Raw genomic sequence first — 11234 nt, forward strand, 5'->3', positions numbered from 1 at the left:
TTCAACAGCAACATGGAAAATAAATTCATTGCAAGAACTTTGAGGTTTTTAAGCCAGTTGATGGAACTGCATGACGAAAACGCATTTAAAGTAAAATCGCTTTCAGGTACTGCATATAAGGTAGATAAACTTCCATTTTCAATTGCAACAAAATCCTTAAAAGAAATTGAAGAAATCAACGGAATAGGCAAAAGCACCGGATCAAAAATCTGGGAGTTGATCACCACCAATACAATAAAAGAATTAGAATCTTTACTGGAACAAACTCCGCCCGGAGTTGTAGAAATGCTTCGAATAAAGGGAATTGGTCCAAAAAAAGTAAGCATCATCTGGAAAGAGCTCTGTATAGAAAATGTTGGCGAACTATTATATGCCTGCAATGAAAACCGTTTAATAGAAGCAAAAGGATTCGGGCTCAAAACACAGGAAGAGATCCGGAAAAGCATCGAATTTAAAATAGCGAGCAGCGGCCTTTTTTTATATGCCCAGGCAGAAGAGTTAGCGGAAGCAGTTTTTGATCGGGTAAAAAAAGTTTTTGCAGATGCAGCTGTTTCCTTTACAGGAGCTTACCGGCGTCGTTGCGAAATTATAGAAAGCGTGGATATTCTTATCGGAAACTCCCTTCTGCCTAAAACGCAAGATGAATTACTTAATATTTTCGACCTGAAGCTTATCGACGCTACCCCTTCAAACTTAAAATTTGAATCAGAAGCGGGATTAAAGTTCAACCTTTATTTCTGTAAGCCCCAAGAATTTGGATCTGAACTGGCCTTAACAACAGGAAATGAAGCACATGTTATAGGCCTTAAAACTCGTTTAAACGATCAATTAAACAGTGTTGCCATTGAGAAGGATCTGTATGAAAAAGCCGGATTGCCTTTTATAGAACCAGAACTGCGTGAAGGCTTAAAAGAATTTGAATGGGCAGAAAAAAATGAACTCCCGCAGTTAGTAAGCTGGGAAGATTTAAAAGGAACACTTCACAACCACAGCACCTGGAGCGATGGCGTACATACACTCGAAGAAATGGCTGTTTTTTGTCGCGACGGACTAAAGCTGGAATATTTGGGAATTTGCGATCACTCTAAATCTGCTTTTTACGCCAACGGCCTAAATGAATTGCGGGTAATAGCACAACACAAAGAAATTGACCAGTTAAACGCTAAACTAGATGGTTTTAAAATTTTTAAAGGTATTGAATCCGATATTTTGTACGATGGCTCGCTGGATTACCCGCAAGAAATATTATCAACATTCGATTTTGTAGTTGCATCCGTACATTCTATTTTAAAAATGAATGAGGAAAAAGCAACAAGCCGCTTAATTACAGCGATAGAAAATCCTTTTACTACCATTTTGGGCCATGCAACCGGCAGAATGCTTTTAACCAGAAGCGGCTACCCGATTGATTATAAAAAGGTAATTGATGCCTGTGCTGCAAATAATGTGGTTATAGAAATTAATTCTAACCCGCTTCGCCTGGATATGGACTGGAGATGGCATTGGTATGCCATAGAAAAAGGAGTTTTACTCTCCATAAATCCGGATGCTCACAGAAAAGAGGGCTTCTACGACACGCATTACGGTGTTCTCGCGGCAAGAAAAGGGGGTGTATCCGCTAAAAACTGCCTGAACGCTTTAAACCAGGAAGAGATTACAACCTATTTTAATCGGAAACGTTCTTTAAACAAAGTTTAAAAAACTTGAAAATACTTATTATTCGTTTTAGTTCTATTGGTGATATTGTGCTTACAACACCTGTAATACGCTGTTTGAAACTGCAGCTTCCCGAAGTACAAGTCCATTACCTCACAAAATCCGGTTTTAAAGCGGTTCTGCAAAATAATCCTTACATAGATAAACTCCACATTTTAGACAAATCTTTATCAGAAACTATTGGGAAATTAAAGGAGGAAAAATTTGATCTGGTTATTGACCTTCATCATAATCTTCGTACCGCTATTTTAAAAAGAAGGCTTGGAATTAAATCATTCAGCTTCAATAAGCTCAATTTTAAAAAATGGTTACTGGTAAAATTCAAGATTAATATTCTTCCTAAAGTTCATATTGTTGATCGCTATCTTGAAACTGTTAATTCTTTAGGCGTTAAAGATGATGGTGGTGGCCTTGATTATTTTTTAGAGAAACAGTACACTCTGCATGAGCTTTTACCCGATAGCCACCTGCAATTTACTGGACTTGTAATTGGTGCAGCACATGCTACAAAACGGCTTCCTGTTTACAAATTAATTGAAGTCTGCCGACTTGCCACACACCCGATAGTGCTGCTGGGTGGAAAAGAAGATGCTGAACGTGGTGAAGAAATTGCAACTTCTGTAGGAGAAAAAGTTTATAACGCTTGCGGCAAATTAACACTTGATCAATCCGCTTTTCTTGTAAAAATGGCTGAGAGGATTATTACTCATGATACCGGTTTAATGCACATTGCCGCTGCTTTTAATAAGCCGATTGTTTCTGTTTGGGGAAATACAGTTCCGGAACTCGGCATGTATCCCTTCCGCGTTTCAGATTCAAAAATTATGGAGGTAAAGCATTTAAGCTGCCGGCCTTGTTCTAAAATAGGATATAAAAAATGTCCTCTTGGGCACTTCAAGTGTATGAATGATCAGGATGTGTCGCAAATTTTACAAGAATAACCTCCTCGGCATTTAATTACTACTTATTTTATTATCTTACAGCATCTCAATTACAAAAAAATGAAGAAAATAATACTGCTTGCAATTACTTGTATTAGCCTTAATAGCTTTGGACAAAAATTAAAGCTGGGTTTAAAAGCCGGCTTAAATGGGGCTACTGTAAAAATAGAAGACAATAATACAATGGGAGCTACTGTTACTCCTACCAGTCGTGCATCTTTCCACATAACCGGTTTTACTGAGTTAAAACTGAATAATACCTTTTCTATACAACCCGGAATATCTGTATCGGGAAAAGGATTTCATCAGGTGTATAATGTAACATTTACTGAAAATAACGAATACTTTAATGCTGATATGGATGCATGGATGAAGGTATTATACCTTGAAATTCCGGTAAATGCAATAGCTAAATTTCAGGCTGGGAAGGGGCATTTCTTTATTGGAACAGGTCCTTATGGAGGTTTTGCAGTTTCAGGGAAAACTGAAAGCAAAGCTACTATCACAAGTAACAGTTTTAATGAAAAACAATCTCAAAAACAAAATTTAAAGTTTGGCAGTTCAGAAACTGATGATTTAAGAAGATTTGATATGGGTTTAAATTTTCTTACCGGATACGAGTTTAAAAACGGATTTTTATTAGGTTTAAATTACGGTGCCGGATTAAAAAACATATCCGCGGAAAATACTGCTCATCTTACAAATAAAGTATTTTCTATATCTGCAGGAATAATTTTTTAAACAATAAAATTGAAACAGTTACTTCTTATCCGGCATGCAAAATCAGATTGGGCTGACAGCTCTCTGAAGGATTTTGACCGTCCTCTAAATAAGAGGGGGAAAGAAAATGCGCCGGAAATGGCAAACAGACTGCTGCAGAAAAGCCTTATTCCGCAATGTATTATTACAAGTCCTGCTTTACGGGCTAAAAGTACGGCCCATTTTTTTGCTGATACTTTTGGTTTTTCTAAAGATTTATTGCAAGAGGATAAAAGAATCTACGAGGCTTCTCCTTCTACCCTTTTGGATATCGTTAATCACTTTGATAATCAGTACAATTTCATTGCCCTTATAGGTCATAATCCCGGCTTAACACAATTGCTCATTACCTTATCAAACAGTGATATTTATAACATTCCAACTTGTGGTATGGCATTAATTGAATTTCCTTTTGATAACTGGAATTTACTAAGTGCAGGAACAGGTGACTTAAGATATTATGATTATCCCAAGAATAAGGAAGGACAAAGTTTAGATTAATTTATACGTTTTACCCGGTAAAGAAACAACAATACCCTGCATTTCCAGCCCAAGAACAGTGACTGCCAACTTACTTTGAGGCAGGTTAGTTAAGAGGGCAAGATCATCTACAGCAGTCTGTCCTTTTTCGTTCAAAACGTCAAAAACAAGTTTTTCTTCCACAGTAAGATTCAGATTTAAGCTTATTTGCTTCTCCCGCTTTCTTTCCAAATTGGTATTCCAGCCTAATAAATACTCCAAGTCTTTAATTCCACTTATTAAATGGGCACGATTTGTTTTTATCAGGTAATTACAACCGGAAGAAAACTCATCAGTTACCCTTCCCGGAAAAGCAAAAACATCCCTATTGTATGAGTTAGCTAATTCTGCTGTTATCAGGGCTCCACCTTTTATATTAGCTTCAACAATGATAGTAGCATCCGCAAGTCCGGCAACAATGCGGTTTCGTTTTGGAAAATTCTCTCTGTCAGGATTAGTTTCTGATGGAAATTCTGTTAACAATCCTCCCATCCCAACCATTTTTTCTGCCAGGGCACGATGCTGTGCAGGGTAAATCCTGTCAAGTCCGTGTCCTAAAACTCCAACTGTTTGAATTTCGTTCTTTATACAAGCTTTATGAGCAATTCCATCAATACCGTGTGCCAGCCCGCTTATTACCAGTACTTCGTGTTTCTTTAACTCTTCTACCAGCTCACTTGTAAGTTCTTTCCCATAGGCGGTCGATTTCCGGGTACCTACAATACTTATAATTTTAGTCGTATTAAGATTCGCATTTCCTTTGTAATACAACAAAACAGGGGCATCGTAACAATTTTTTAAGCGTTTGGGATAATCGGAATCAGCCCAAAACAAGGCTTTTATTTTATATTTTTCAACAAAAAGCAATTCTTTTTCCGCCCGCTCAAATCCATCCTTATTTAAAATTGCCTCTACCATATTCTTTCTTATTCCCGGCACGGATATCAAATCGGCACGGGAAGCTTCAAATACGGCTTCTGCATTTTCAAAGTGGCTTATTAAAGCTCTGGCGGTTATATCCCCTATTCCAGGCACAAAGGTTAGTGCTATTTGATGATAGAGAGACATTATTGTGCAGGGAAATAAATAACCGATTTTGTTTGAAAAAACTCCTCTTTAAAGTATAAAGAGATAGGAAGTATTTTTACGTCTGATAAATGAGCTTCACGGATTTCCTCGGATAAATCTCCCCCTTTCAGATACAATACGCCATTTTTTAAAATGTTAAGTGATTCTTTTTTGAATTTATCGCGAACCCATGGGTAAAAATCTTTAAACTGGGTTACAGCCCGCGAAATAATAAAATCAAATTTTCCCTGAATGTGTTCTGCCCTTGCATGCGTTGCCACTAGGTTTTGAAGTCCGATTGCTTTAGAAACTTCCTGAACTACTTTAATTTTTTTTCCGATTGAATCAACCAGATGAAAATGAGTTTCCGGGAACAGAATAGCTAATGGAATTCCGGGAAAACCTCCGCCAGTACCCACATCCAGGATTTTCTCGCCCGGAAGAAAGGAAATTACCTTGGCAATAGCCAGCGAATGAAGAATATGATGTTCGTATAAACTATCGATATCCTTGCGGGATATCACATTTATCTGAGAATTCCAGTATCTGTACAATTCGTCCAGTTGTTCGAACTGTTTTTGCTGAGTTTCGGTAAGATCGGGAAAGTAATGAGAAATAATATCAGAAGTCACTGCTTGCACTCTTCTTTTTACGGCTTAAAACATTATACAAAAAATCACGGGCCCTGAATAATTGCGCTTTAACAGTACCTAAAGGCAAATCCAGTTGCGTAGCAATTTCTTCATAGGAGAGTTCTTCGTAATATCTTAAAATAATAAGTGTTTTATAACGCTGGGGTAATTTATCAACTAAAAACCGAAGCTGTTCGCTTTGCTGTTTCTTTATAGAATGCTCTTCAGGATTTAAGGTATCTGCTTTTATTTGCAGTGGCCTGTCGTCTCCTTCTTCGTCTACTACAGAATGAATAGATACGAGATGCAGTTTCTTTTTCCGGATAAAATCAATGCAATTATTAGTTGCTATTCTAAAAAGCCAGGTACTGAAAGCAAAATCAGGTTTGTATCTTTCAATATTTTCAAAAGCTTTTCCAAACGTTTCTACAGTAAGGTCCATGGCATCATCCTTATTGTTAACCATTTTCAAAGCCATGTAGTAAATTGAGTCTTTATACCGCTGCATTAATTCTGCATATGCTTTCTGATCACCGTCTTTCGCCCTGATAACAAGGTTAAAATCATTTATGGCATTGGCAGAAAAATTAGGATTTATCTCCATTGAACTTTCTTCTTAAATAAGGATACGCTGCTAACTGCTATTATATAAAAATAATAAAACAAATCAAATGCCGCAAACCATAAAAACAGGTCTTTGTAACTTAATTTTTTAAGAATAGGAAAATAAATCAGCAGCTGTACAATTAAACGAAGCAAATAAGCGCCCACTAAAATTTGCCAGCTTGCTTTTAAAAAAATCAACGTAATTAAAAGAACATAAAATAAAGTGGCAGATACAACCTGCAAACTTAAACTAAACTGATGCTTCTTTTTGTAAACTTTACCGGCACCTAAGTGTCTTAATTTTTGGTTAAAATAAGAAGAAAAAGTTTTTTTAGGCTCGGTCCAAACCTGGGCTTCAGGATGAATTTCAATTACTGTATTAGCTTTCGCAGCATTTTGATTTACAAATAAATCATCGTCACCGGAGGGAATATGCATGTGAGAAGCAAAGCCTTTTCCTTTAAAGAACAGTGCTTTAGTATAGGCCAGGTTCCTTCCAACTCCCATATAAGCATCGCTGCTTAAAGCATAGGAAAGGTAATTCAGCGCAGTATAAAAAGTCTCGAAACGAATAAGCCTGTTCACAAATCCGGGGAGTTTCTGGTACGGAGAATATCCCAATACAATTTCAACGTTCTTATTAAAATGTTGCTGCATCCGTAGCAGCCAATTAGTTGAAGCCGGCCTGCAATCAGCGTCGGTGAAAAGCAGATGTTCGTAAACAGCCGCTTTTATACCCATTGTTACAGCAAATTTCTTCCCGTGCTTAAAGCGTACATGCTCGTTTAAGGTTACTACTTTAAGATTTTTATAGCGGACAGCATATTCTTTTAGCAGCAGGTCCGACTCATCAAAAGAACAATCGTTCACTACAACCACTTCAAAATCCGGATAATCCTGTTCCAAAACTAAGAGCAAATTCTTTTGCAGGTTTACAAATTCATTTCTGGCACAAATTATTACAGAAACAGGATGTCTGAAATTTTCTACAGTTTCTTTTATTTTATACTTTCTTAGCCTGATGTGAATAAACAATATAAAATATAACTGCACCGCCAGGCAGATAAGAAATAGAATAAGAACAGCAAGTTTTACAGTAAGCTCCAACTCTTTTTATTTTGAGGCAAATCTCTCATTTTAAAGTTAAAGTACGGCTATTTTGCTAACATTTTTACGACAATGGGACGATTATTTTTTTCTATTTTTGCACCTCCCGATGAAGTTTAAATTAGAAGTATCCGACAAGTTTTCTAAAGCCCGTGCCGGACAGATATGTACCGATCATGGCGTAATTAACACGCCTATCTTTATGCCTGTAGGCACAGCCGGCTCCGTAAAAGCAGTGCATCAACGGGAATTAAAAGAAGATATTAAAGCCGAAATTATACTGGGGAATACCTATCATTTGTACTTACGGCCCGGTTTAAATACACTTGAGAACGCAGGCGGATTGCATAAATTTATAGGATGGGATAAACCTATTTTAACTGATAGCGGCGGTTACCAGGTTTACTCTTTAACGGAAGTCAGAAAAATTAAAGAGGAAGGTGTTACTTTCCGCTCGCATATTGATGGTTCAAAACACCTGTTTACACCCGAAAGCGCTATTGATATTCAAAGAACTATCGGTGCTGATATCATCATGGCTTTTGATGAGTGTACCCCCTATCCATGCGATTATGCCTACGCAAAGCGATCAATCGATATGACACATCGCTGGCTGAAGCGCTGTTGTGAACGCTTTGACACTACAAATCCGAAATACGGCTATGAACAAACTTTTTTCCCCATTGTACAGGGGTCGGTTTATAAAGATCTGAGGAAAAAATCCGCCGAAGTAATAGCTTCTTTTGAACGGGAAGGAAATGCCATAGGGGGACTGTCTGTAGGCGAACCTGCCGAAGAAATGTATGCCATGACAGAACTTGTGTGCGATATATTGCCGCCAGAGAAACCCCGGTATCTGATGGGAGTTGGAACCCCCGTAAATATCCTGGAAAACATAGCACTCGGAGTTGATATGTTCGATTGCGTAATGCCTACCAGGAACGCCCGAAACGGGATGATTTTTACCAAAAACGGAATAATAAACATCAGGAATGAGAAATGGAAAAACGATTTCTCTCCCATAGAGGAAGACAGCGATTTGTTTGCGGACATAAACTACACCAAAGCTTATTTACGGCATTTAATACATTCAAAAGAAATACTTGGAGCCCAGATTGCTACTCTTCATAACCTGCATTTTTATTTATGGCTTGTTAAAGAAGCAAGAGAAAAGATTATTGCAGGTGATTTTTACAACTGGAAAAACAAAATGGTAAAACAACTGTCTCAGCGCTTATAATAACAGCATGAAGGGAAGATTGATCAAATTAATTGACTGGTATATTATTAAAAAGTACCTGGGGACATTTGTGTTCACCATGGCGATCTTTGCTGTTGTAATTGTCATTTTTGATATCTCTGAAAAACTGGACGACTTCCTTAAACATCAGGCACCTTTATCAAAAATTATTTTTCAATATTATACAGGACTGATTCCGTTCTACCTCAATTCTCTTTCCCCGCTTATTAACTTCATTGCTGTTATATTTTTTACGGCAAAAATGGCCGATCAAACTGAAATAGTCCCCATTTTAAGCGGGGGCGTAAGCTTTAACCGCTTCCTATGGCCCTATTGGGTTTCTTCGTTTCTGATCTTTTTTGTGACGCTTATTTTCAATCTGTTCATCATACCGGAAACCAACCGGCTAAAAGTAGATTTTGAAAATACCTACATCAATCCTAAAGAAGATGCTTCCAAGATGTACACCCACATGCGGCTGGATAAAAACACCTATATCTATATTGAAAACTTTGATAATAAAGCAAAAGTGGGTTATAAGTTTTCGCTCGAAAAATTTAAGGGTGATGAGTTAAAGGAAAAGATGATCGCGGATAAGATAACCTGGGATTCGTTAAAAAGGCAGTGGAAAATAGAAAATTACTCCATCAGAAAAGTTAACGGTTTAAAAGAGACTATGATATATGGCACTTCAAAAGATACCGTTCTGGATATGCGCCCCAGTGATTTTGAAGTGTATGATAACATCTTCGAAGCGATGAATATGAGGGAGCTGAACAAGCGCCTTGAAAAAGAAAAAATAAGGGGAACCGGAGTTACTGTCAATCTTGAACTGGAAAAATACAAGCGCTTTGTTTATCCTCTATCGTCTTTTATTCTCACCTTGATGGGAGTAGCTTTGTCATCAAGAAAAGTAAGAGGAGGCATTGGATTGCCCTTGGGAATTGGGATTTTCTTAAGCTTTGCTTATATCATTTTCATCCAGTTTTCAACCATGTTTGCTTTAAAAGGAGGACTACCCCCTCTTATTGCTGTTTTTATTCCGAATATAATTTTTGGTTCCCTGGCTTTTTATTTGATAGTAAAAGCGCCGAAATAAATTCTTTTTAACAATGCTTTCTAAAAAATTCTCCGGCATCAGCAGGAACGTCCTTGTTCTGCATGCCACTGTTTTCGTATGGGGGTTTACAGGCATTTTAGGTGCCTTGATATCCGTTTCTGCAATACCATTGGTATGGTACAGAGTACTTATAGCCTTTGTTGCGCTATATTGCTATTTTAAAGCCACAAAAACCAGCATCCGAATTAACACGGAAGCATTCCTGAAACTCTTCTTTACAGGAGGCCTTGTTGCCCTGCATTGGATCCTCTTCTTCCATTCAATCAAGATATCTACCGTATCTGTAACCCTTGTATGTCTATCGTCTTTAACCCTGTTTACAGCATTCCTCGAACCCTTAATATACCGGCAAAAAATAGCCATGCTTGAGGTTATCACCGGCCTGCTGATAATTGCAGGAATTGGTTTAATATTTAAATTTGAAAGCCGTTACACAGCAGGAATAATAACGGGATTAATCAGTTCTTTTTGTGCCAGCCTGTTTTCAATCATCAATTCAAAACAAGTAAAAAACAGGCCCGCACCTATCATCGCTTTCTACGAATTGGCAGGTGCATCGGTATGGGTTTCGCTTTATCTTTTAGTTACAGGCGGCTATAATTCATCGCTCATTCTTCCTATAAAAGACATCTTTTATCTCCTCGTTTTAGGAGTTATCTGTACTTCGTTAGCCTATGTTGCCGGGGTATCGGTAATGAAAGAATTAACGGCTTTCAGGGTGGCTTTAATTACCAATCTGGAGCCAGTTTACGGTATCATTTTAGCTTTCATTTTCCTGGGAAAAAAGGAGCAAATGACAGGCGGATTTTATGGCGGAGCCTGCCTTATCTTAGGTGTTATTTTTCTTTACCCTTACGTAAAGAACAAGATTGAAAAGCGAAAGCTAAACAAGCTAATTCCGATAGGGTAACTATTTGGTAGTAGTTTAGAAAAAAAGATATACTTACACTAAGTATGATTATTTTCTATTGAAGTAACACAAAAACCATATTTAAAAAAATACTGTCTCCCCCTTCTTCTTACAAATAAGACGATGGCCTTAATTAACCCTTATTAACAAAACAATATTTCCGTAAAGCAAATTTGAAATAAGGGATTTTAAACTTAGACTTTCAAAATAAAGACATTTTGTCATCATAGATCTAAGTGTAAATTTTCTTCCTGCAGCGCCGCTAGTTAAATTCCCTTCCAAAAATTCGATCCCTTATTTGCTTCTTATCTCTGTCCAAACCTGATTACCACAAAACCTGCCTTTCATTCTTTTCGGAGATTTCCTTAATAAAAGGACGGCTCCATTTTAAACTTTTCTACTAACAGAAATTAATCCCATACTTCGCCTATCTTCTATAAGTTTTCAAAAGGCACTCCAAAAGTTTCATTCAAAAAAAGCAGGGTATTTACATCATAAAATCCTTCACCTACTTAAGTACATTTGAAAACGTAAAAAGTATAATAAAGGAAATTAAATATGAAAAAAATCGGTATCACTCTCCTTACTGCATTTGTTGGTGGTGCGGTTGCTGTTG

11 protein-coding genes are annotated in these 11234 nt (G+C 37.3%); 7 read left to right on the top strand and 4 right to left on the bottom strand.

Going from position 1 to position 11234, the window contains the following annotated elements:
- The first annotated feature begins 12 nt into the window (after positions 1-12).
- From ACLCDL_RS01995 to ACLCDL_RS02010, 4 genes are read left to right on the top strand one after another with little or no spacing between them, the layout of a single operon-like run.
- A complete protein-coding gene (locus ACLCDL_RS01995) occupies positions 13-1698 on the top strand; it encodes a helix-hairpin-helix domain-containing protein (RefSeq protein WP_423146343.1) in 1686 nt (561 codons plus the stop codon).
- 5 nt (positions 1699-1703) lie between these two features.
- Positions 1704-2657 carry a glycosyltransferase family 9 protein gene (locus ACLCDL_RS02000; protein ID WP_423146344.1) on the top strand — a complete coding sequence of 318 codons (954 nt, stop codon included), beginning with the start codon at positions 1704-1706 and terminating at the stop codon, positions 2655-2657.
- Positions 2658-2717: 60 nt separating this feature from the next.
- Complete coding sequence (locus ACLCDL_RS02005) at positions 2718-3398, top strand: porin family protein (protein WP_423146345.1); 681 nt, start codon at positions 2718-2720, stop codon at positions 3396-3398.
- A gap of 9 nt (positions 3399-3407) precedes the next feature.
- Positions 3408-3917, top strand: coding sequence for a SixA phosphatase family protein (locus tag ACLCDL_RS02010; protein ID WP_423146346.1), 510 nt, complete (start codon positions 3408-3410; stop codon positions 3915-3917).
- On the opposite strand, the gene dprA is transcribed toward ACLCDL_RS02010, so the two are convergent.
- From dprA to ACLCDL_RS02030, 4 genes are read right to left on the bottom strand one after another with little or no spacing between them, the layout of a single operon-like run.
- Positions 3909-5003 carry a DNA-processing protein DprA gene (dprA, locus tag ACLCDL_RS02015; RefSeq protein WP_423146347.1) on the bottom strand — a complete coding sequence of 365 codons (1095 nt, stop codon included), beginning with the start codon at positions 5001-5003 and terminating at the stop codon, positions 3909-3911. The genes ACLCDL_RS02010 and dprA overlap by 9 nt on opposite strands.
- Positions 5003-5635: a 16S rRNA (guanine(527)-N(7))-methyltransferase RsmG gene (gene rsmG, locus ACLCDL_RS02020; protein ID WP_423146356.1), complete on the bottom strand. Its 633-nt coding sequence runs from the start codon at positions 5633-5635 to the stop codon at positions 5003-5005. Before rsmG ends, dprA begins: the two co-directional genes overlap by 1 nt.
- Entirely contained in the window at positions 5625-6239 is a 615-nt protein-coding gene (locus tag ACLCDL_RS02025) for an RNA polymerase sigma factor (protein WP_423146348.1), read from the bottom strand. Before ACLCDL_RS02025 ends, rsmG begins: the two co-directional genes overlap by 11 nt.
- The gene (locus ACLCDL_RS02030; RefSeq protein WP_423146349.1) at positions 6230-7348 is read right to left on the bottom strand and encodes a glycosyltransferase; all 1119 of its coding nucleotides are present in this window, start codon (positions 7346-7348) and stop codon (positions 6230-6232) included. The genes ACLCDL_RS02025 and ACLCDL_RS02030 overlap by 10 nt, the downstream gene beginning before the upstream one ends.
- A gap of 109 nt (positions 7349-7457) precedes the next feature.
- Here ACLCDL_RS02030 and tgt point away from each other — a divergent pair, with 109 nt between their 5' ends.
- Genes tgt through ACLCDL_RS02045 form a run of 3 tightly spaced genes read left to right on the top strand, consistent with a single transcriptional unit; the run spans position 7458 to position 10618 of the window.
- Positions 7458-8588: a tRNA guanosine(34) transglycosylase Tgt gene (gene tgt, locus ACLCDL_RS02035; RefSeq protein ID WP_423146350.1), complete on the top strand. Its 1131-nt coding sequence runs from the start codon at positions 7458-7460 to the stop codon at positions 8586-8588.
- A gap of 7 nt (positions 8589-8595) precedes the next feature.
- The gene (locus tag ACLCDL_RS02040; protein ID WP_423146351.1) at positions 8596-9687 is read left to right on the top strand and encodes an LptF/LptG family permease; all 1092 of its coding nucleotides are present in this window, start codon (positions 8596-8598) and stop codon (positions 9685-9687) included.
- 13 nt (positions 9688-9700) lie between these two features.
- Positions 9701-10618 (top strand): DMT family transporter, encoded by a 918-nt coding sequence (locus ACLCDL_RS02045; protein WP_423146352.1) that lies wholly within the window; start codon positions 9701-9703, stop codon positions 10616-10618.
- Positions 10619-11234: the final 616 nt, after the last annotated feature.

Origin of the sequence: Rubrilithobacter danxiaensis (genome assembly GCF_047272945.1) — a bacterium.
Classification (GTDB): Bacteria; Bacteroidota; Bacteroidia; order Sphingobacteriales; family Sphingobacteriaceae; genus Rubrolithibacter; species Rubrolithibacter danxiaensis.

Coding starts and splice junctions, on each gene's coding strand:
- ACLCDL_RS01995 (WP_423146343.1), top strand. CDS start 13: ATGGAAAATAAATTCATTGCAAGAACTTTGAGGTTTTTAAGCCAGTTG.
- ACLCDL_RS02005 (WP_423146345.1), top strand. CDS start 2,718: ATGAAGAAAATAATACTGCTTGCAATTACTTGTATTAGCCTTAATAGC.
- dprA (WP_423146347.1), bottom strand. CDS start 5,003: ATGTCTCTCTATCATCAAATAGCACTAACCTTTGTGCCTGGAATAGGG.
- ACLCDL_RS02025 (WP_423146348.1), bottom strand. CDS start 6,239: ATGGAGATAAATCCTAATTTTTCTGCCAATGCCATAAATGATTTTAAC.
- tgt (WP_423146350.1), top strand. CDS start 7,458: ATGAAGTTTAAATTAGAAGTATCCGACAAGTTTTCTAAAGCCCGTGCC.
- ACLCDL_RS02040 (WP_423146351.1), top strand. CDS start 8,596: ATGAAGGGAAGATTGATCAAATTAATTGACTGGTATATTATTAAAAAG.
- ACLCDL_RS02045 (WP_423146352.1), top strand. CDS start 9,701: ATGCTTTCTAAAAAATTCTCCGGCATCAGCAGGAACGTCCTTGTTCTG.